Origin of the sequence: Streptomyces sp. NPDC091376 (assembly GCF_044757085.1) — a bacterium.
Taxonomy (GTDB): Bacteria; Actinomycetota; Actinomycetes; order Streptomycetales; family Streptomycetaceae; genus Streptomyces; species Streptomyces pratisoli.
In genome coordinates this window covers 39,693-60,321 of record NZ_JBIVUF010000004.1, presented here as the reverse complement: position 1 = coordinate 60,321, position 20,629 = coordinate 39,693, and the positions used below count along the sequence as shown (strand labels likewise).

At 69.0% G+C, this 20,629-nt stretch carries 18 protein-coding genes and 1 pseudogene; 5 read left to right on the top strand and 14 right to left on the bottom strand.

Translation table 11 applies throughout. From position 1 onward, the window contains the following. Nucleotides 1–25 precede the first annotated feature (25 nt). The 6 genes and pseudogenes from ACIQMR_RS10325 to ACIQMR_RS10300 form a co-directional block, all read right to left on the bottom strand. Nucleotides 26–964 (bottom strand): hypothetical protein, encoded by a 939-nt coding sequence (locus tag ACIQMR_RS10325; protein ID WP_401384985.1) that lies wholly within the window; start codon nt 962–964, stop codon nt 26–28. Beyond that, the gene (locus ACIQMR_RS10320) at nt 961–1,446 is read right to left on the bottom strand and encodes a hypothetical protein (RefSeq protein ID WP_401384984.1); all 486 of its coding nucleotides are present in this window, start codon (nt 1,444–1,446) and stop codon (nt 961–963) included. The genes ACIQMR_RS10325 and ACIQMR_RS10320 overlap by 4 nt, the downstream gene beginning before the upstream one ends. A 3-nt stretch (nt 1,447–1,449) precedes the next feature. Continuing rightward, on the bottom strand, nt 1,450–2,673 hold the full coding sequence (locus ACIQMR_RS10315; RefSeq protein ID WP_401384983.1) for a macrolide family glycosyltransferase: 1,224 nt from the start codon (nt 2,671–2,673) through the stop codon (nt 1,450–1,452). Further along, nucleotides 2,670–3,740 carry a patatin-like phospholipase family protein gene (locus ACIQMR_RS10310; RefSeq protein WP_401384982.1) on the bottom strand — a complete coding sequence of 357 codons (1,071 nt, stop codon included), beginning with the start codon at nt 3,738–3,740 and terminating at the stop codon, nt 2,670–2,672. Before ACIQMR_RS10310 ends, ACIQMR_RS10315 begins: the two co-directional genes overlap by 4 nt. A gap of 103 nt (nt 3,741–3,843) precedes the next feature. After that, complete coding sequence (locus ACIQMR_RS10305) at nt 3,844–4,776, bottom strand: sigma-70 family RNA polymerase sigma factor (RefSeq protein ID WP_401384981.1); 933 nt, start codon at nt 4,774–4,776, stop codon at nt 3,844–3,846. A 98-nt stretch (nt 4,777–4,874) separates the two neighbouring features. After that, a pseudogene (locus ACIQMR_RS10300) lies at nt 4,875–5,537 on the bottom strand (nitroreductase); the annotation flags it as partial. Nucleotides 5,538–5,686: 149 nt separating this feature from the next. Between ACIQMR_RS10300 and ACIQMR_RS10295 the strand changes: the two are divergent. Further along, complete coding sequence (locus ACIQMR_RS10295) at nt 5,687–6,337, top strand: FMN-dependent NADH-azoreductase (RefSeq protein ID WP_401384980.1); 651 nt, start codon at nt 5,687–5,689, stop codon at nt 6,335–6,337. A 142-nt stretch (nt 6,338–6,479) separates the two neighbouring features. Here the strand turns inward: ACIQMR_RS10295 and ACIQMR_RS10290 are convergent, their stop codons facing one another. Beyond that, the gene (locus tag ACIQMR_RS10290) at nt 6,480–6,965 is read right to left on the bottom strand and encodes a MarR family winged helix-turn-helix transcriptional regulator (protein WP_401384979.1); all 486 of its coding nucleotides are present in this window, start codon (nt 6,963–6,965) and stop codon (nt 6,480–6,482) included. A gap of 161 nt (nt 6,966–7,126) precedes the next feature. Between ACIQMR_RS10290 and ACIQMR_RS10285 the strand changes: the two genes are divergently transcribed. After that, a complete protein-coding gene (locus ACIQMR_RS10285) occupies nt 7,127–7,636 on the top strand; it encodes a DinB family protein (RefSeq protein ID WP_401384978.1) in 510 nt (169 codons plus the stop codon). 55 nt (nt 7,637–7,691) lie between these two features. On the opposite strand, the gene ACIQMR_RS10280 is transcribed toward ACIQMR_RS10285, so the two are convergent. The 7 genes from ACIQMR_RS10280 to ACIQMR_RS10250 form a co-directional block, all read right to left on the bottom strand. Further along, the gene (locus ACIQMR_RS10280) at nt 7,692–8,579 is read right to left on the bottom strand and encodes an NAD(P)-dependent oxidoreductase (RefSeq protein WP_401384977.1); all 888 of its coding nucleotides are present in this window, start codon (nt 8,577–8,579) and stop codon (nt 7,692–7,694) included. 133 nt (nt 8,580–8,712) lie between these two features. Further along, nucleotides 8,713–9,204 (bottom strand): flavin reductase family protein, encoded by a 492-nt coding sequence (locus tag ACIQMR_RS10275; RefSeq protein ID WP_358664272.1) that lies wholly within the window; start codon nt 9,202–9,204, stop codon nt 8,713–8,715. A 148-nt stretch (nt 9,205–9,352) separates the two neighbouring features. Then, nucleotides 9,353–12,247, bottom strand: a complete 2,895-nt coding sequence (locus tag ACIQMR_RS10270) for a BTAD domain-containing putative transcriptional regulator (RefSeq protein ID WP_401384976.1) — start codon at nt 12,245–12,247, stop codon at nt 9,353–9,355. Between the two features lie 185 nt (nt 12,248–12,432). Beyond that, a complete protein-coding gene (locus ACIQMR_RS10265) occupies nt 12,433–13,293 on the bottom strand; it encodes a cupin domain-containing protein (RefSeq protein WP_401384975.1) in 861 nt (286 codons plus the stop codon). A 147-nt stretch (nt 13,294–13,440) separates the two neighbouring features. Continuing rightward, nucleotides 13,441–14,970: a 4-hydroxyphenylacetate 3-hydroxylase N-terminal domain-containing protein gene (locus ACIQMR_RS10260; RefSeq protein ID WP_401384974.1), complete on the bottom strand. Its 1,530-nt coding sequence runs from the start codon at nt 14,968–14,970 to the stop codon at nt 13,441–13,443. A 372-nt stretch (nt 14,971–15,342) separates the two neighbouring features. Further along, nucleotides 15,343–15,927, bottom strand: a complete 585-nt coding sequence (locus ACIQMR_RS10255) for a carboxymuconolactone decarboxylase family protein (RefSeq protein WP_401384973.1) — start codon at nt 15,925–15,927, stop codon at nt 15,343–15,345. 115 nt (nt 15,928–16,042) lie between these two features. Next, nucleotides 16,043–16,357 (bottom strand): hypothetical protein, encoded by a 315-nt coding sequence (locus ACIQMR_RS10250; protein ID WP_401384972.1) that lies wholly within the window; start codon nt 16,355–16,357, stop codon nt 16,043–16,045. A gap of 275 nt (nt 16,358–16,632) precedes the next feature. On the opposite strand from ACIQMR_RS10250, the gene ACIQMR_RS10245 reads away from it, so the two are divergent. The 3 genes from ACIQMR_RS10245 (at nt 16,633) to pntB (ending at nt 20,613) form a co-directional block, all read left to right on the top strand. Continuing rightward, a complete protein-coding gene (locus tag ACIQMR_RS10245) occupies nt 16,633–17,442 on the top strand; it encodes an SDR family NAD(P)-dependent oxidoreductase (protein WP_401384971.1) in 810 nt (269 codons plus the stop codon). 118 nt (nt 17,443–17,560) lie between these two features. Then, nucleotides 17,561–19,120, top strand: coding sequence for a Re/Si-specific NAD(P)(+) transhydrogenase subunit alpha (locus ACIQMR_RS10240; protein ID WP_401384970.1), 1,560 nt, complete (start codon nt 17,561–17,563; stop codon nt 19,118–19,120). 23 nt (nt 19,121–19,143) lie between these two features. After that, entirely contained in the window at nt 19,144–20,613 is a 1,470-nt protein-coding gene (gene pntB / locus ACIQMR_RS10235) for a Re/Si-specific NAD(P)(+) transhydrogenase subunit beta (protein WP_401384969.1), read from the top strand. Nucleotides 20,614–20,629 lie beyond the last annotated feature (16 nt).

The window sequence follows — 20,629 nt, the reverse complement described above, 5'->3', positions numbered from 1 at the left end:
GCGCAGTGAGCGCGCAGTGAGCGCGTCAGGGCGACAGGTCGTCCGTCGCCACGCTCGCGCCGCGCTGGGCGCGGATGAGCTCGATCACGATGTCGGCGGTGCGATCGAGGTGGCTGCGGCCGTCGGGCAACCGAGCAGTCCGGCTGATGTAACTGCCCGGCCCGACGTGGGTGGCCGGGTCGAGCCGGTGCGCGGTGATCTTCCCCGCGCGGCGGGCCCGGTTCCATCCGCTCCCGCGGATCAGGGGCCAGCGCTGCGGGAAGATCCAGGTCCCGAGCCGTTCGATCCGGTCGCCCGCACTGGTCAGCCGATGCAGATGCTCGGCACGGGTGAGGTCGTTGGCGCCGTTGTGGAACCCACCCAGTGTGATCAGCAGGAGCGGGGAGCGCAGCTGGCTGTGCAGCTCGTCGACCGCACCGGTGGCGACCTGGGCGCCTCCGCTGTAACTGAGGAGCACCACAGGGATACCACTGCCGGGCTGGTAGCCGGCGAGCATGAGCTGAGTGGCGATCTGGCAGCCCACGGCCCGGTTGTACAGCGGGCGGTACCGGTGGTCGGCGGCGACGAAGATCTGTATGACGTTGTGCAGGAAGAGCAGCAGCCCGATGCGGCGGCGCAGCCACGCCCACACCGGCCGGTCGGCAAGCGGGTCGGCCAGCGGCGAATAGGGCTGCACCTGCCCCAGCACCCGCAGCTCCGGCGCTCCGTCTATCAGGGCCTTGACCAGCTGGCCGCCGTCCCGGCTGTCACGGACGCGGCGTTTGCCGATGCCGTCCAGGTAGACCAGGTAGGCGTGCGGAGGACTGTCGGGGGCCGCGCCCCGGGCGTAGGGCATGCCCGTCGGGAGTTCGGTGATGAGGTCTCGCCAGCCCGCGCCGTAAGCCAGCACCTCGTACCGCGCCAGCAGAGCCTCGGCGAGCAGAGCCGGCCCGATCGCGAAGACCCAGAGCAGGAAAGCGTTCATGCGATGGCCCTCCGTCTCTCCGTGGCGCTGATCCACACGACCAGACGCCGTACGACCTCGACAGCGACACCGAGACCGAGTCCGGCGACCGCCACGCATCCGGCGGCGCCCCACCAGCCCAGCTCGGTCGCCGCGGCGAGCGTGTCCGCCAGGCCGGCCCCGACCCCTACGAACAGCAGAAGGTGGAGGAAGGGCCCGAGCATGGGGAACGCGAGGACGGCAGAGAGCACGAGCGGGGCGAGCAGGTGCGGTGTCCACGCCAGCCCGGTGTCCGGCTGTGCCGGGGACACCACCAGCTCGGTGAGGGTCCAGGCGGTCAGTGGCCACAGCGCGAACACAGCGGCCTCGACGAGGCCACCGGCCAGCAGCAACCAGGCCACCAGACGCCTCGGCATGCCGGGCCGGCGTACCGCCAGCGGCAGGATGCGCCCGGCTGCCTCCGATACTCCGGCGACCAGCAGCAGGACGATGACGAGTGACATGGTTCAGCCTCGCTGCGACGGATCGACGGGAGCGGAACGACCTGCCGGGCCGGCCGTGTGCAGATACCGCTCGAGTTCGTCGGCGGCGCGCCGGTATCCGCCCGCCTCCCGCTGGGCGGTCTGCAGGGTGGCCGCGACCGTCCGGTAGCGGGGGTCGTGGAGCAGGCGCCCGGCGAGGGCGCGCACGGAGTCCTCGGTCACGTCCTGGGTAGGGATCGACAGGCCGGCGCCGAGTTCCACCACGCGTCGGGCCACCATCGGCTGATCGGCGCCCTGCGGCACCACCAGCATCGGAACCCCGGCGTCCATGGCCTCATTGGCGCTGTTCATTCCGCCGTGGGTGACGAACAGTGCCGCGCGGGCCAGCACCTCGGGCTGTGGGACGAAGTGCCGGGCGAGCACATGGGGCGGCAAGGGCCCCAGCTCGGCGGGATCCGTCTTCCCGGTGGAGACGACGACCGTGCCGCCCAGTGAGGCGAGCGCGGTGGCGCAACTGCGCAGCAGCTTCGGATCGGCGTTGAACACCGTGCCCATCGACGCGTACAGCACCGGGTCCCGCAGCCGGTCGAGCGGGAACGACGGGTCGGCCGGACGGTGGCCGATGCTGGGGCCGATGAACCGGTAGGACGGGTCGAAGTCGTCGGCGCCGGGCTGGAACGCCCGTGAGGTGTAGACCAGGTTGAGCGGCTGGCGGATGTTCCCCAGGTCGACCAGGGGCACTCCACGCGTGTCGAAGCGGCGGTGCAGGCCCCAGCGCGACCGCAGGTAGCCCCGGACGCTGCTCGGCCGGGACGCCGCCGCGGTGAGCAGGTCCCACGAGCCGCCGGTGGGGCTGGGCACGTGCCGGTTGAACGCGAACGTGGTGAACGACGACGCCGCCGGCACCTTGAGCTCGCGGGCGGCGATCGCGCCCCACGGACAGGCGTTGTCGTGCACGATCAGGTCGGGCCGGATGCGGTGCAGATCGGTGAGCACCGGGGGCGTCATGCGCAGGGCACCGTTCGCGAGTCCCTCCAGCAGCGTGACCGGCGTGGGTCGATCGGGCAGCGGCCGCTCGCCCCCGGGGTAGAGGTACACCGTCGCACCGGCGGCATCGATTCCCTCACGGAACGCGGGCGAGGTGTGGTACGTGACGGTGTGGCCGCGCCGGACGAGCTCGGCCACGATCGGCAGCGTCGGGTTGACGCGGCCGTGCATGGCGATGTTGAGGAACGCGATGGTGCTCACAGGGGGACCCCCGATGCCGAGAAGGTCGATGCCTCGTCCTGGGCTGCCGACGACGTCGTGGCGGCGCCGGCCCGGTACAGGCCCGGGCCGCTGACGCGCAGCCCGTCGATGAAGCCTCCCGCCGTACGGGACGCGGTGCTGATCAGCCGCTGGGAGTGGCCGAAGTCCCACGGGGAGGGCCAGACGTCGATGCCTGTCGGCAGCACGACGGTCGGCACGTGCCGGGCCACCTCCTGCAGATCACGCTCGATCTGATGGCGCATCAGCAACAGCCCGGCCCTGGCGGCGATCGCGCCGGCCCGCCGGCGCGGGACGGCCTGGCCGGGCGACGAACTCTCCGGCCCTGTCGACAGCACCACGACGCTGGCCGCCCCGGCCTGCAGAGCCGCCAGTGCCGGGACGTAGGCGATCACCCCGCCGTCGACGAGCGTCCTGCCCTCGCGATCCACCGGGGGCAGCATCCCGGGCACGGCCGCGCTGGCCAGCAGCGCGGACTCGAGGTCCCCGTGGTCGAGCAGCACCGGAGCGCCGGTACCCAGGTCCATGGCGACCGCGGTGAAGGGGATGGCCAGCTCCTCGATCCGGGACGGGAGCCCGGACCGTGCGATCAGCCGCCGCAGGCCGCGATCGGTGAAGATACTGGCCCGGGACGACAGGTAACCGAGCGGATACACCTCACGGCGACGCAACGGGGTCCACACACGGTCCAGCAACGGCGACGCGGATCCGTCGGGGTGGGCGGCCGCGATGGCCCCGACGAGGGCACCCACCGAGGTCCCGATGATCATGTCCGGGACGAAGCCACGCTCGTCCAGCGCGTACCCGACACCGACATGTGCCGCTCCGAGCACGCCTCCGGCGCCGACCACCACGGCCACGGGACGGGGAAGGGCTCGCAAGCCCTCCGAGGTGGCGTCCTCGGCCGACCGGCTCGACGACAGGGGGCGCGTCCCCTTGTCGCCGGTGACGGTTCGACGCCGCTCGCGGCCACGGCCACGTGCCGGGGCGTACCCGCCGAGGCCCGGGCGTGGCCATGGGACCGGTATCCGGCCACCTCTGATTCTCATGATCCACCCTTTCGCCACGACACCGAAGTGGACTGGCTTCGCATCTATGACCCGGCGGCCACCCGTTCTGTGACACCACCGGCCGGACGCATCGGTGAAGGCGTCATTCAGACGTGTGACAACGCGCCACATCGGCCGTCCGCGGGATGCACGACGGCCCGCCGGCACTGTGCTTCCGGTCCCCGGACCGTGAAGCGTCGAGGTCGAGGCGGCCACCGCCGAGAGGGCGCAGGCTTGGCCGTTCTGGCCGTTGCGGCAGAGCGTCAACTCTGTACGGCCGCCCGCCTCGAGCAAACCTGGGGTACGCGTCCCGCCGTAACCACGAACAGGCCGTCGTCAGGTCGGCCGCACACCCACGGCTCGGGACAGGTGTCCTTGCGGCGTCCCGGATTCCGCTGCCGTCGGGCGGACTTGACGCGTCCGGGGCGAGAAGGGCTTCCAGCGAAGCCACGTCGCCCCTTCGAGACGCCGAGACGAAGGTGGCCACGAGTCGTCGGTGTTCCGCCCTGTTCACGCTTTCCCGTCGCTCGGCCGACAGGTGCTTGCGGGCACGGCTCACGATCTTCCGCACGTTGACGGGGCTGAGCCGAAGGATCTCGGCGATCTCCGCGTAGGCGTAGTCGAACGCCTCGCGCAGTACGTACGCGGCGCATTCTGTGGGGCTCAGCCTCTCCAGCACCAGCAGCAGGGCCAGTTCCAGATCTTCGGTGAGCTGCGCGCCCGCCTCCGGGTCCGAGGTCGTGTCGACGGCATCGGGCAACCACGGTTCGATGGGGGTTTCCCGGCGTACACGCGCGGATTGCGCGACGTTGATGGCCAAGCGGGCCGTCGCACTCGAAAGATAGGCCACCGGGCTCAACACCGGGGAGCGGTCGGTCTTCTGCCATCGCAGCCATACTTCCTGGACCACGTCCTCGGCGTCGGCCGCGTTGCCGAGCACGCGGTAGGCGATTCCGAAGAGGCGCGGCCGGTGCTGCTCAAAGACAGAAACGGCCTCTTCAAGGGTACTTGTCACAGGGCAGGGCTCGAGATGCATGATTCCGCGGTCTCCGAAACTCCGGTTACGGCTGTCCAGGGCGGAGGCGCGCCACTGCCGAACGGACACGGGCGGCTCCGGCGAGCGGTCCCGGCTAATCCCTCGACGAACGTGACCGTCTCGTCGAGCGGCGCCCGCCCTGTGCGGGCGCGGCCCACCGTGACATCCTCGAACCCGATCGACATGCCACAGAAGAGGAGGAGTTCGTCCGGGGCCGACACGACCTCCGTGACGGTCCTGTGAAACTTCGCCCAGGCCATCTGCGCGCAACTGTGCAGTCCTTCGGCACGGAGCAGCAGCATGACGGTCTGCAGATACATCCCGACGTCGGACCATTGGGGCGGGCCCATTTCGCGGTCGATGTAGCAGAACAGGGCGGCGGGCGCGCCGAAGCAATCCCAGTTCGCGGCAGCGGCCCTCTGGCGCGCTTCCAGGTCGTCGCGCGGAATGCCGAATGCGCCGTAGCGCTGCTCGCCGAAGGCGGACCGGCGTTCCCGGTAGGGGGACTTCAGTGTGGGCGGGTACTGCTGGTACTGGGGCTCGTCCCAGGCGTCACCCGTGATCAGGCGCTCGCCGGCGCGTTTCTTGAGCTCGGCCAGCGGTGCGCCGGTCAGCACGTAGACGTGCCACGGCTGAAGATTCGATGCGGACGGTGCCCAAGCAGCTGCGGACAGTACGCGCTCGATTACTTCCCTCGGCACGTGCCGGTCCGTGAATTCCCGTACTGCGCGTCGGGTCGTGACCGCCTCATAGACGTCCAAGATCACCGACCTCCTTCATCCACTCACTGCACCCCCCTTCGTCACACTCGCGATAGTATCACTCAATACCATCACGTGCTTAACTATCTTCGACTGTGAATCCGCTGCCCCGGCTCCACGCCCGGGGCGCCGCTCCTGGGAGAAACTCCATGGCCACGCTGCTGCACATCGACTCGTCCGTGTTCCCCACCGGGGTGTCCTCGTCCCGTTCCGTCGCAGGGGCCTTCCGCAGCGCCTGGGAGGAACAGCACCCGGAGGGCACGGTGATCTACCGCGACATCGCCGCGGCCCCTGTCCCGCACATCACCGCCGACGCCCACACCGCCGCGTTCACCACGCCGTCCGAGCGCACCCCGAAGCAGGCCGTCGCGTTCGCGGCGCGCGTGCAGCTCATCGAGGAACTGGAGCAGGCGGACGCCATCCTGATCGGCGCCCCCATGTACAACTTCACGGTCCCGTCGACCCTCAAGGCATGGCTGGACAACATCATCCTTCCCGGCCGCACCGCGGGCGAGATGCCCTCCGCGCAGGGCACTCCGGTCACCGTGGTCGCAAGCCGCGGCGGCTCCTACGCGCCGGGGACTCCGCGCGAGGACTACGAGTTCGTCCTCAACTACCTGGAAGCCGTCCTCAAGGGCACCCTCGGCCTGGATGTCGACTTCATCGTTCCGGAGCTCACCATGGCTCCCCGCAAGGAAGCCATGTCGGATCTGGTTCCCCTCTACGAGGCATCCCGCCGGCGCGCCTTCGAGGAGGCGAACACCAAGGCCAAGGAACTCGCGCAGCGCCTCGGCGCGTAACCGGGGTCATGGGCACCGTGTGACGCCTCACCCCGGGACGTCACACGGTGCGCGCCGGGCGCCTCGGCTGCGGCGGGTTGGCCGCGACAGGGCGGCAGACAGGACGCGCCCAGGCGGTGGTGGACAGCGGTGTGCCGCGGGCTTACGCCTCGCCGTCTTCTCCATAGGCGAACCGGGTCAGCAGTTCGGCCAGCTTCTCGGGTTCGCCCGGCTCCAGTTCGGCCACCAGTCGCTCGGCCAGCGGCGCCGCCGCCACATGAACCGCGTCGAAGAGCTCGACACCCTGCGGCGTGATCTCCACCGCCCGCACCCGCCGGTCCCCCGGAACGGCCTTGCGTACGGCCAGACCTCTGCGCTCCAGGTCGTCCACGACCCGCATGATTCCGGCCTTGTCCGACCCCGTCGCCGCCGCCAGATCCCGCTGCATCGTGGGCCCGCGGTCGACCAGCACGATCAGCACGGCGAAATGCCGCAACTCGATGCCGAGCGGCCGAAGCGCCTCCGACATCACCGCGGCCGCGCGCCAGTGCGCCCGTCGCAGCAGCAGGCCGAGAGCGAACGGCGAGGCGTCACCAGGGCGGTCGGTCGCACGGGAGGCGGTGTTCCGGGGAGCGCGATCGGCGGTCATGAGGGCACATTATCAGCCATCCGCTCATTCGATACGGTATCGGTTGATACAAATCGCTGTACGTCCGCACGGCCCTCTCCCCGCACACCGCGACACATCCCGAGTACGCCCGACTTGGGCGGGGCCTCGGGCGAGGGACCGAGCAACCTATGGTTGCGGTCATGGACTTCCAGCCGCCGGCGGAACCCGCCGTCTTTCACGCACCGCTCCGCGATCAGTTCGAGGCGCTCCTCGACGAGCATCGATCCCTACTGCACGACAGCCTGAACGGGCTGACCGAAGAGCAGGCCCGACGGTCGCTGGTCACGTCCAAGACCACGCTGCTCGGCTTGGTCAAGCACGCCACGGTCGTCGAGAAGGTCTGGTTCGACGAGGCGATCACCTGCCGGTCCCGTACCGAGATCGGCATTCCCGACACGCCCGACGAATCCTTCGATCTCGACGACAGCGACACGATCGCCCTGGTCCAGGGGGCCTACGAGCAGACGTGCGCGGCATCCCGCCGAGCCACGGCCGAGCTGACACTGGACGACCTCGTGCAGGGCAACCGTCGCGGCCCACTGCCGCTGCGCTGGGTCTACCTCCACACACTGCGTGAACTGGCCCAGCACTGCGGCCACGCCGACATCCTCCGCGAGCAGATCCTCAGCGACACGACGCGCCGCAACTGAAGCACGGGAACGGGGCGGCGGGCCCTCAGTGCCACTCAGGCACTCGGCCCTCCGGTCAGTCGGAGGTCTGGCCGGCCTCCCGCTGGAGACGGAGGAGGAGGGCCATGAAGTCCAGCTCGCCCAGGCCGGTCGATATGCAGGCCTGAAGCAGTTGCTGCACGACACCGGTGACCGGCAGGGGAACTCCGCCGGCAGCCGCCGCTTCGAGGGCCAGGTCCACGTCCTTGCGCATGAGCCGCGAGCTGAACGTCGGCGTGTAGTCGTCCGCCAGGAGCGGCCCGATCTTGTACTTCACCAACGGAGACGCGAGCGCCGAGGCTCCGACCACCTCAAGGAGCTTGTCCCGTCGTACGCCGTGGGCCTCGGCCAGCGCGACGCACTCGGCGAGAAGCTCGGCCGTCCCGGCGACCATGAGGTTGAGTGCCAGCTTGATGATGCGGGCAGCGTCCCCCTCGCCGACGTGGAACACGTGGGCACCGATGTCGCGCAGGAGGCTTTCGACGGACGTGAAGACGGCCTCATCGCCCGAGGCGAGGATCGTGAGGTTCCCGGCACGTACGACGCCCGGGTTTCCGCTCACCGGAGCGCGTAGGTACCGGACGCCGCCGGCCGAAGCCGCGGCGGCCACGTGACCGGACACCTCCGCCGAGACGGTGCTCATGTCGATGAGTGTCTTCCCCCTGCCGGCCGTAGCGTGCGCGAGCCCGCTGTGGGGCGCGAGCGCGACATCGGCCAGCGCATGGGAGTCGGCGACCATCGTGATACAGACGTCCGACCGGGCCCACGCCTCAAAGGACGCGTCCAGCTCGAACGCGCCCCTGGCCACCAAGTCGTCCGCCTTGCCCTTCGAGCGGTTCCAGACGCTGACCTTGTGGCCCGCGCCGACGAGTCGTTCGGCAATGGCGGATCCCATCTGACCGAGACCCAGCACGGATACGTCCACGTTCATCTCCTGGGAATGAGGTGCGCCATCTGCGCGCAATGGGTGGCGCGACGTGCGCAAGGGGTTGTTGACCGCACCCGCCCCCGACGCGCGGTGGTGCGCGTGAGCGGCCCGGGTGCCTCGGCGGGACTGGCTACTGCGATGCCGCCAGCTGCCAGTCGAACGCCAACTGCGCATGGGAGTCGAGATCGCAGAGGCTGCCGAACTTCCCACCGAAGTAGACGAGCGGGTTCGAGTCGACGGAGTAGCCGCAACTGACGACCTCGCCGACGAAGATGGTGTGATCTCCACCCGCGAACTCTTCCTTCACGTTGCACGCGAAGTGAGCGACGGCGCCTTCGACGACGGGGAGGTCGTGGTCCGCGCGCAGTCCCATGCCGGCGAACTTGTCGTCGCACCGGCTCGCGAACCGCAGCGCGTGCCGTTCCTGGCCCTGTGAGAGAACGCTGACGGCGAAGACGCCGGAGCCGGAGATCGCGTCCCTCGTCGCGAGGGTGTTTCCGACGCACACCAGCAGCATGAGCGGATCCAGCGAAACGGACGTGACAGCGCTGGCTGTCATCCCCGCCGGCCCGTTCGGAGTCCTGGTGGTCACGATCGTCACGCCGGTCGTGAACCGTGCCATTGCTCCGCGAAAAGTAGCGCGCATCTCCTGCGCGGTCGACGCACCCATCTTGCCCTCCGTTGCCTGTAACGAGACGGCTGAGCATTTCCTGCAACCCGGTGCTCGAGTGTGACTCGCCGTGTGTTTACCGAGGCGAAATCGGCCGGCCTCATCGGCGCAGCTGCATGACGAGCCGGCGGACCTCGTCGGACGGCGGCACCCCGAGGTCCCGCATCCGCGCGACGTACTGCTGGTAGAGCGCCAGCACGCCGTCGTCGCTGCCGCTGGCATGCGCAAGCCTGATGGCGAGCTGCCAGGCCTGTTCGCGGTAGGGATCCTCGCGAAGCACGCCGTCGACCAGCCCCTTCGCCTCGCGATAGCGGTTCATCCGATAGGCGAGCTTGGCCGCGTCGATCCGCGCCGACACGAAGGTCTCGGTCAGGACGAGGCGGCGCTCGGTGACCCACTCACCTGAGATCGTCGCGAGGTAGGGCCCCCTCTCAGCACTGCCGAGGGCGCGCGACAGCGTCTGGAGACGGATCTCTCCGTCCTGTCTCCCGGCCTGGGCGACGAGGTCGACCGCCCGTTGTGCCGACCCCATGGCCAACGCGGGGCCTGCCATGTGAAAGACATCGCCGTCCTGTGCCGGGCCCAGTCCCTCGGGAAGTGCCTCGCGCAGCCGGTACAGCGCCTGCCGGAGATAGCTGCGGCCGGCGGCGTCGTTGCGGCCGCCGAAGAGCGCCCCGAGAAGCTCTTCGCGGGTGGCTCTGCGGTCGGGTGTCCACAGCAGATAGCTGAGGAGTTCGAGACTCTTCGTCAGCCGGGGCTGAGTCACGTGTCCGTCGACCGTGAGGACCGGCTCGCCGAACTCCTCGAGCACGAGTCGGGGCGTGCTCACGTTCACGCGTATCGGATGCTGGCCCGAGAGGGCGGCGAGGATCTCGTGCCAGGGCGACATGCGGCTGGACTTGGTGTCCGCGGCTCTGGCGGCGACCGAGGGCACGTCCGCCAGGGCCGTCAGCAGCAGGTGCTGTGTGCCATGGGTCGAGGCAGCGGCCATCGCGAGTTCGGCGGTGGCGTCGGACTCCTCTTCGAGGCCGAGCCGCCATTGCGCCTCGGAAAGGTAGACGGCAGCCGTCGGGAGCTCGAGATGACGGTCTCCCTTCTGCATGCTCCGGAGGCATTCCGAGAGATGCTCGTGGCCCTCGGCGTCCCGGTTCTGCAGGAGCATCGACAGACCCGACCACATCTGCCACATCTCCCGTGTCAGCATGTACTCCGAGGCCCCGTTGGCGGTCGCCTCCGCCAGTACGCGGTCGGCCCGTTGTGCATCGCCCTCGAGGCGCAGGCACAGCTTGGCCTCGACGAGCAGGCTCAGGTTCCGGTACACCTTCGAGCCGGTCGACGCGATGAGCTCCCTCCCGCGCTCGATGGACGCATGGGCCTCCTCTCCGCGGCCGAGGTCGAGCATGAGATCGACGGCGTCGACGGCATGCAGCCAGACCGGCTGCGACGAGCCACGGCGAGGCTCGAACATCGACATGGCGGCGTCGAGCCGCCCGGTGACGCGCAGCGCGGCAACGACCCAGGGGCCGCCGAGTATCGTGCGCCACGGATCGAACGACCCCGGGTCGTCGAGTCCGTCGAGGCGGCCGCGCAGGAAGGCGAGCCGCATCAGCAACCCGTCGAGCGGGCCGGACGGCGTGGCCGAGAACTCGGGGATCGGTGGCGGCTCCTCACCTGTGGCCAGGGCGATCAACGTGTGCGCGATGAGCCGGTTGCGGCCCGCAGGCAGCTGATCGGCGACGGATCGCGCCTCCTCGATCCTCCCGGAGTGCCAGAGGCACCAACAGGCCAGGACGCGGGCCTCCTCGCAGTCGGGGGTACTCGGCGCCGGAAGCCAGTCGAGTCCATGGCGGTCGACGAGCTTCACTCCGCGATCGCATTGTTCGAGTGCGAAAGCGACCCGCAGGATGACCCCGCCCATCTCCGGGGTCAGGGTCCGCACCGACGCTCCCAGCGCGTCGAGCCACCGTGCCGCCGGTGCGAAGTCCATCCGCGCGACGAGGCTGGGCAGGGCCGCGGCGGCCAGCCGACCTGCCGCCTCCAGGTCCCCGAGCCGGAGCAACTCGTCGACGGCTTCCTCGTGCGCGCCGCCGGCGATCAGGACCTCCGCGTGCCTGCGACGAACCGCGGCGAGCGTCGTGACGTCCTCCCGCTCCAGGGCCTCGAGCAGGAAGTCGCGGAACACCGGGTGCGGTGTCATGCGAGAACCGTCCGGGGACCACGTCACCGGAAGATGCCGCGCACGCAGGCCCGCCATGACCTGCGCGGCGTTCTCCTGGCCCAGGGCCCGGGCCCCTTCGACCGAGACCTCCCCCAGCAGACTGGTGTGCAGGAGGAACGTTCTCTCGGTCAGGGTGAGCGAGTTGAAGACGTTCGCCGCGACATAGGACCGCAGCAGGTCGGGATCCAGCCCGCGGGACTGTGTATGGCGCCAGCCCTCGAACAGGACCCCGGTGACCCAGCCCCCCGTCGCCGCCACCGCCTGAGCCGGGTGCACGTCGACGTGGCCGACGGTTCGCAGCGCGGCGGCGGCTTCCTGGGCGTCGAAGGAGAGGTCGCTCTCGACCAGCTCACCCACCCGGTCACGCTCGCTCGTCGAGCCCGTGTCGAGGCGGACGTCAACGCGTGAGACGAGGACCAGGTTCACATCGGACGGCAGGTAGCGGGCGAAGGACGACAGCACCGAGACGCAGGCGTCGTCGGGGGCGATGCGTTCCACGTTGTCGCACACGAGGACGAGCCGGCTCCCCTGGAGGCTCTCCGCCAGCAGTCCGGCCGCCTCACCGATGTGAAGACTGCTGCTCAGGGCATCGGACGCCACGTCGGCCGCGCCGGGGACGACGCCCTCGACAGCCGCCTCGAGGTAGACGAGCAGGCGCCCCGCCGCCTGCTCCGTACCGTCGAGCGACAGCCAGGCGACAGGCCTGTCGAGGTCGCGGACAGCCAGGGCCACCGCCGTCGTCTTGCCGGCCCCGGCTGTCGCGAAGACGTTCACCACGGTGTGACGGTCGAGCAACCCCCTCAACCGCTGACTGAGCCTCTCGCGAACGACGATGTCCTTCGCCGGCTCCGGCATGGCCAGCTTCCGCCTGATGATGACGCGATGCTGTCGACCCGGCGCCTTCGAGCCGCTTGGTCGATCGGGTTCGGAGTCACCCATCGATCGTCACGCCTCCGTGAACCTCAGTGCTCCTCGGGGAGCTTACGCCAGTCGTCCGGGAAGAAGAACCCGTCCGAAGTGGGAGGAATCGGCGACTGCACCTCGATCCAGCGCGCGGGCTCATCTCGTTCGTTGACGAACCCGTGCGTGCCGTTGGTGCCCGCCCACACCAGATCACCTGTCTCGACGATCTCGTCGTTGCCGTCGAGTGTGCCTCGCATCCCGCCGGAGGTGAAGTAGTAGATCTCCTCGAACGGGTGGTAGTGGACCTTCGCCGCCTGGCCAGGGCCGGACTTCGGCGCGATCTCGCACACGAAGACCGTGTGATGCTGTGCCCCCAGGAGCTGGTCGACCATCATCCTGAGGCTGATGTTCTTGACGTTGGGGCCGTGGTAACCGGGCATCGACAGCTGGGCGTACGGGGCCATGTCCGAGTCCTCGAAGTGCCCGACGAAGCGGTGCCGGGGATCCGTCTCCGACGGACGGCCGAGGTTCTCACCCGCGGCGGGCTTGGCGGCGATGCTGTTACGGGCACCCTCGAACGTCGGCGGCTTCGGTGCGCGTACGCCGAGCCACGTCAGCCCTTCATCACCCGCCGACAGCGCATGGGCGAGGCCCACGGGCGCCACACCGTAGTCGCCGGAACCCAGTTCGTAGCGCAGACCGGCAACGGCGGCTTCGCCGTTCCCGCCCGTGATGAACCACGACTCCTCGAACGGGCAGCGGGCCCAGCCCGTCGTCGCGCCGGGAGCCAGCTCGTACAAGCTCACCTCCAAGTGCGCGGCACCCTGCTCGTGCCCGACCAGGAGCGCCTGCCGAAGACCGGGCACGCCCTCGACGTCGAAGAACTTCCGATCCGCCACACGTGCGATGTAGTAAGCCATGTCAACCTCTCCGTCCATACGCGAAGGAGCCCGGGCCGGCATCGCCCAGTCGCTGATTTCCCTCATCGGGCCCCTGCCCAGGGGAATGCCGAGGACGGCGGTCCGCGGCCGGCACCGGCCGCGGACCGCCCCTGCTCGGTCGCCGGCTCAGCGGACCCGTGAGCCCTCGAGCCGCACGCCGTCGAGGCGGCGGGCGTATTCGGCCTGTTCGGTGTAGGCCGTCACCTCGGGAGCCTCGGGCTTCTGAAGGCCGCAGATCTTCCGGGCGAGTTCGGTGAGCGGGCCGGTGGGTGACAGCTCCGAGCGCTTCATCGTGAGCATCCGGGTGGCGAGCATCGGAGTCCCGTTGAACTGCTCGAACGTGCTGATCCGGTCGCCGAAGTCGGACAGGAAGAGGTCACGGATGACGCGCGAGATGCGCAGGCGGTCGTAGGGCTCGCCGATCGCACCCGCCTGCAGTGGTGCGAGCCAGTCATGGAGCTCGGGGTTGTTCCACTGCTCCTCGGTGGGGAACAGCAGCGAGGCACGACCGGCGAGGTCGATCACCTCGTTCCTCATCTCCGCGTACCTCTCCAGGTAGTACGAGCGGCCGAAGTCGAAGAGCAGGACGTTCGGCTTGTAGAGCCCCGACGGCGAGATGAATCCTTCCGTCTCGGACGCGATCACGTGGGCCCGCAGCGTCTGGTAGAACTCGACGAGACGCGCCAGGCGCGCCTGGACCGGCGGCAGCTGGTAGGTGCCCAGGTGCTCGGTCATCAGCATCGCGAGGCCGGCCATGAGCTCGGCCCGGACCATCGTCCGGATGAGCGCCTCGTAGTGCACCCAGTCGAAGATGCGCTGCGGGTACAGCGAAGCGTGCTCGGGACTTCCGACGTGGAATACGAGATCCCACGGAATGAACACGTTGTCGAAGATGACGGTGCATTCGAGCTCGTCGCCGGCCGAAGCGATCGGGTGGTTGTCGGGGTCGTCACGCACCGTCGCTTCACGGGAAACTATCGTGACGCCCGGATCATTGGCCGGGCAGGCGCCGTAGATGACCTGTTCGCTCTCGATTCCCGGGCGGTAGAAGACGCCGATGTGAATGTAGTCGGCGAACGGCGTTCCGGTGCTCACGGCCTTGACACCGTTGACCACGATGCCGTCGTCGCGCGTCTCAACGACACGCAGCGCGGTCTTGGCCGCGTGCTGCCTGGACCGGTCGATCTGGGGGTCGATGAAGGCGAAGGCGCAGTTGAGGTCGCCCTCCTTCACCAGCTCCAGGAACTTCCGGATGCCCACGGTCAGGTCACGCCCGCCCGTGCCCACGGACTGGTCGCTCCACGGCTGCGGGTCCTCTTCGTAGGTGACCAGGCCGTAGTTGTTCGCGCACGGGGTCCGGCCGGACGATCCGCCGTCGAGCTCCCTGACCACGGTCTCCAGGTACACGCGCTTGCGCCGCAGCCCCTCGGCGTCCCCGTGCTTGAACCACATCATCGAACGACGCACCCCGTCGTCATCGACGAAGGTCATGACGTCCTGCATCTCGGGCAGGTGGTGCAGGTCGTAGAACTTCGCCATACGCTTGGCCTGCGCCCTGGTCAGCGGGTGGGTCGTGACGTCGTCGATCCGTTCACCTCCGACCCAGACAACGCGCCCGTCCCTGAGAGACTCCAGGTACTGCTCGCCAGTTCGCATCAAGTGCCACCTCTCCACTTCACCCAGGTACCGTCGTGCACGCACTTTCCAGTCCGGATCGCCGGCCAATTCCCCATCGATAGAACATCGATAGAACATCACTGGGAAGCTGCCGTTAACCCGTTCATGAACTTACTCTCGAGGCGTTAGAAGCTGGGAAATCAGTGTCGTGATCCACTGACCGTTCAAAATGCCCGATCGGAATCTTCGAAAGCGCATCCTGCCCCGAAGTGGGGACTCGTTCAGCCGTTGGTTCCACCGACGTTAGCCACGAGATGTTAGTGGGGTGTTAATCGCGGCGTTTCCCGTCCGGGCACGGCGTGAGGCCGGCCGGACTCCTGTCCGGCCGGCCTCATCGTCCTGCGGCGAGTCTCAGATCTGGGCATCCACCGGTGCGGGCGGCGCCGGCATGTCCAGCTCGACGGCCATGACCCGGTGGAAGCGCGACAAGGCGTTCCACATGCTGATGCACATGACCAGCTCGGTCAGCTGTGCCGCGTCGAACACCCGCTGCACGTCGTCGCGGACGCTCGCCGAGACACCGGTGAGGCCCTTGCCCGCGGGGACGGTCGGAAGGGCGACCGTCATCTCCTCCGCCAACCGGAATGCCAGCTGCTCCTGCTCGGTGAAGCCTTCGAGCGTGCCGGTGGCAACGGCCGCGAGCTCGTCGACCTCAACGCCCTTGGCCAGCGCCGACGTGCAGCGGTGACTCGCTGTGTAGCGGCAGTGGTTGAGCACGGCGATGCGTACGGCGACCAGGTCCTTCACGCGCCCGTCCAACGCGCCCGGGCCGTTGAGCCGCCCGAGGAAGGGGAGGTACGTGGCGAGCAGGCCGGGACTGTTGCCGATGGCCCCCCAGGTGTTCAGGACTTCGCCGTAGGTCTTCACCCCCTGTGCGACAGCGGGTTGGTCGGCCGATGAGAACTGATCGGCAGTGAGGATCGGCACCAGCGACATGAGAATCACCTTTCGACGGATCCTGCCTGGAAGCGGCAGAGCTCGGGTTGCGGATGAGGCGGCAGGCTCAGCGGGCTGCGGGGCGGCGTGAGCCCGGCACGATCCGCCGGAGACCTCAGGGAGTGGCCGTGTCTGCGGGCGAGGTCCGGCGGCGTGGTGAAGCACCGGACTTCCGCAGGCCGATCGCGATCCCCATCGTCGCGTTGAGCCACGGCACCAGGAAGGTCAGGGCGACGCGCGAGGCGAGCACCCAGGTGAACGGGCCGTCCCGGACCTGCGCGTACAGGTTGACCATGAACAGAATCGACCCGACCGCCAGAGCGGCCACGATCGTCTGCGTCAGTGACCTGCCCCGTACGGCACCGCGCAGCGCCACGCTCCAGGCGACGGGAGGAGTCTGCGTTCTCGGGTCCTGCTCGAGCCGGCTCATGGTGTCCCTCAACGCTCCGGCCTCACACCACCATCGTTCGTGTCACGTCGCCCGTGGGATGCCTCGAGGCAGCAGACCTCCATCACCCACCCCTCCTTCACCCTCGGAACAGGCTGAGCGCAGGCCAGTGTGCGCCTCCCACCGTTAGCCCTCGGGAAGGTGCGCGGTGGCCCGACCGCGCAGGTGTGAACGCTCCGTTAACCGCGCTTGCAGGGCCTCAGCCCGTCGGATCCACTCGGCAGCAAGCAATTGACCGCTGACTGGAGGGGCCGAACATGGCTGCAGGTTGGAACTTGGAGGGCCGCACGGCCTTCGTGACCGGTGGTAGTCGAGGCATGGGTTTCGCCATCGCACAGGCGCTGCTCGAGCGTGGTGCCAAGGTGGCGATCGCGGCCCGGGACGAGGCGGCGGTCAAGGCCGCGGCCGGTCGTCTCACCGAGGGATCCGCGGCGGAGAACGTGCTGCCCGTCGTCGCGGACGTCACCGACGCGGATTCCGTCAACGGCGCTCTGGCAGAGGTGCACGCCTGGCACGGCGTCCTCGACATCCTCGTGAACAACGCGGGGCCGCAGCTCACGCCCTCGCCGCTCGAGAAGGTCGACGAGAAGAACATCGCTTCCGCCTTCGACACGAAGCTGATCGGCTACCTTCGCGTCTCGCAGGCCGCTCTGCCTCTCCTCAGCCGGACCGGCAGCGGCAGCATCGTCAACGTCGTCGGCGCGACCGCGCACGCGCTGATTCCCAACACCGGTGCCACGGCGATCGTGAACGCGGGCGCGGTCGCGCTCACGAGCTATCTGGCGGCCGAGGCGGCTCCCAGCAACATCCGGGTCAACGCGATCTCCCCCGGAATGACGACGACCGAGGGCTGGCTCACCAAGACCGAGGCCATGGGCAAGCAGCAGGGCAAGAGCGCTGAGGAGGTCCGGGCCGGCATGGTTCAGGGGCTCGGCATCCGCCTCGGCCGCTGGGCCGAGCCCGCCGAGGTCGCCGCCGCCGCGGCGTTCCTGGCGTCCGACGACGCCTCCTACGTGACCGGTCAGGTGCTGCGCGTCGACGGCGGGCTGTCGAAGCCCGTCGCCTGATCGCAGACTCCCGGACAGGCGCCATCCAATGCCGCAGTCGCCTTGGATGGCGCTCCCGGTGTGCCCACATGGGCATCCGCCGAATGCTCGGGAACATCGACATCCTGGAGTGTGGGGAATGCTGATCGGAATCGTGAGCGAAGCCCGCCGTGGCGAGACGCGCGTTGCCGCGACTCCCGCCACGGTGGTCCAGCTGGTGAAGCTGGGGTACGACGTCGTGGTGGAGCCGGGTGCCGGAGCGTTGTCGAGCTTCCCGGACGAGGCGTACGTCGGGGCCGGCGCGAGGGCCGGTGACCCGCTGGCGGCGGACATCGTGCTCTGCGTGAACGCTCTCTCGCCGGAGCAGTTGGACGGGCTGAAGCCGGGTTCGACGGTCCTGGGCATCATGAGCCCGGCGTGGAACCCCGCGCTGGTCGAGGACCTGGCGCAGCGGCCGATCACGGCGCTCGCGATGGACGCGGTGCCCCGTATCTCGCGGGCGCAGTCGTTGGACGTGCTGTCGTCGATGGCGAACATCGCGGGCTACCGCGCGGTGGTGGAGGCCGCTCATGCCTTCGGCCGGTTCTTCACCGGTCAGGTGACCGCCGCGGGCAAGGTGCCGCCGGCCAAGGTGCTGGTCTGTGGTGCGGGGGTGGCGGGTCTGGCCGCGATCGGTGCGGCGGGCAGCCTTGGTGCCGTAGTGTACGCCACCGATCCGCGGCCGGAGGTCGCCGACCAGGTCAGGTCGCTGGGCGGCGAGTACCTCTCGGTCGAGGCCGGGGATGCCGACGAGGTGGCCATGTCGGTGACGGGTTACGCCAAGGAGATGTCGCAGGACTACAACGCCCGCGCGGCCCGGTTGTACAGGGACCGGATCACGGAGACGGACATCGTGATCACGACCGCGCTGATCCCGGGCAGGCCGGCGCCGACACTGATCACCGCCGAGATGGTGGCGTCGATGAGATCGGGCAGCGTGATCGTGGACCTGGCCGCCGCGAACGGCGGCAACGTCGAGGGCACGGTCAGGGACGAGGCCGTGGTCACGGCCAACGGTGTGACGATCATCGGCTACACCGACCTGCCCGGTCGATTGCCGGCGCAGGCGTCCCAGCTGTACGGCACCAACCTGGTCAACCTGATCAAGCTGATGACCCCGGGCAAGGACGGCCTGCTGGTACTGGACTTCGACGACGTGGTGCAGCGGTCGATGACCGTGGTCCGCGACGGCGAGTCGACCTGGCCACCGCCACCCGTGCAGGTCTCCGCAACTGCGGCAGCCGCTCCCGCCCTCGCATCACCTGAGGTGAAGCCGGTCGGCTCCAAGGCCGAGGCACCGGTGTCGACCCGGCGGCGGTTCACGATGGTCGGGCTCGGCGCCTCTGTGCTGTTCCTGCTGACGGCCCTGGCCCCGGCGGCGCTGCTGGGACACCTGACGGTCTTCGCGTTGGCGATCGTGATCGGCTACTACGTGATCGGGCAGGTGCATCATGCCCTGCACACGCCTCTGATGAGCGTGACCAACGCGATCTCGGGAATCATCGTCGTCGGCGCCGTGCTGCAGATCGGGCACGGCGCGAGCCCGAACGGCAACGTGGTCACGGTGCTTTCGGCGATCGCGATCCTGCTGGCCTCGGTCAACATCGTCGGCGGCTTCGCGGTGACCCGTCGGATGCTCTCCATGTTCTCGAGAAGCTGAGAGGGTCCGTCATGTCTGATCTGATGGCTGTCGAAACAGCCGCTGCGGCCGGCTACATCGTCGCCGCACTGCTCTTCATCCTGTCGCTGGCCGGCTTGTCCCGCCACGAGACCGCCAAGGCCGGCAAGGCCTACGGCATCAGTGGTATGGGTCTGGCCCTGGCCGCGACGATCGCGCTGGCGATCCACCATGACATCTCCGGAGTCGGTCTGGCATTGATGATCGGCTTCATGGCGGTCGGTGCCGCGATCGGCCTGTGGCGGGCGCGGGTGGTGGAGATGACCGGCATGCCCGAACTGATCGCCCTCCTGCACTCCTTCGTGGGTCTGGCCGCGGTGCTCGTGGGCTGGAACGGCTACCTCCACGTGGAGGCCACCCTGAACGGCACGGTCAGTGCCGAGGCCAAGGTGCTCGAGGTCCGGGAGATGCTCGGGATCCATTCCGCCGAGGTGTTCATCGGCGTCTTCATCGGCGCGGTCACCTTCACCGGTTCGATCGTGGCGTTCCTCAAGCTCTCGGGACGGATCAGGTCCGCCCCGCTGATGCTGCCCGGCAGGAACCACCTCAACCTCGGTGCCCTGGCGGCGTTCGCGGTGCTGACCACGTGGTTCGTCGTCGACCCGGCGCTGTGGCTGCTGATCACGGTCACGACGGTCGCGCTGGCACTGGGCTGGCATCTGGTCGCCTCGATCGGCGGCGGTGACATGCCGGTCGTGGTCTCGATGCTGAACTCCTACTCCGGCTGGGCGGCCGCGGCGTCCGGATTCCTGCTGGAGAACGACCTGCTGATCATCACCGGCGCCCTGGTCGGCTCCTCGGGTGCCTATCTGTCCTCCGTCATGTGCAAGGCGATGAACCGTTCCTTCATCTCCGTGATCGCCGGCGGGTTCGGCATCGAGGCCGGCCCGGCCGAGGACAAGGACTACGGCGAGCACCGCGAGATCACCGCCGAGGGCGTCGCCGAGCTCCTCGGGTCGGCCGACTCGGTGATCATCACCCCCGGATACGGCATGGCCGTGGCCCAGGCCCAGTACGGCGTCGCCGAGCTGACCCGCACACTCAGGGACCGAGGCGTCGACGTGCGCTTCGGCATCCACCCGGTCGCGGGCCGGTTGCCGGGCCACATGAACGTCCTGCTCGCCGAGGCCAGGGTCCCCTACGACATCGTGCTGGAGATGGACGAGATCAACGACGACTTCGACCGCACCACCGTCGTCCTCGTCATCGGCGCCAACGACACCGTCAACCCCGCCGCCACCGAGGACCCGGACTCACCGATCGCCGGTATGCCCGTCCTCCAGGTCTGGAACGCCGAGAACGTCATCGTCTTCAAACGCTCCATGGCCTCCGGGTACGCCGGCGTGCAGAATCCGCTCTTCTACCGCGAGAACGCCGCCATGCTCTTCGGAGACGCCAAGGACCGCGTCGAGGACATCCTCCGGGTCCTCGCCTCTGACACGCGCCTCGCCGCAGGTGCCGGCCATCGGCCGTGAAACCGCCTCGCCTTGT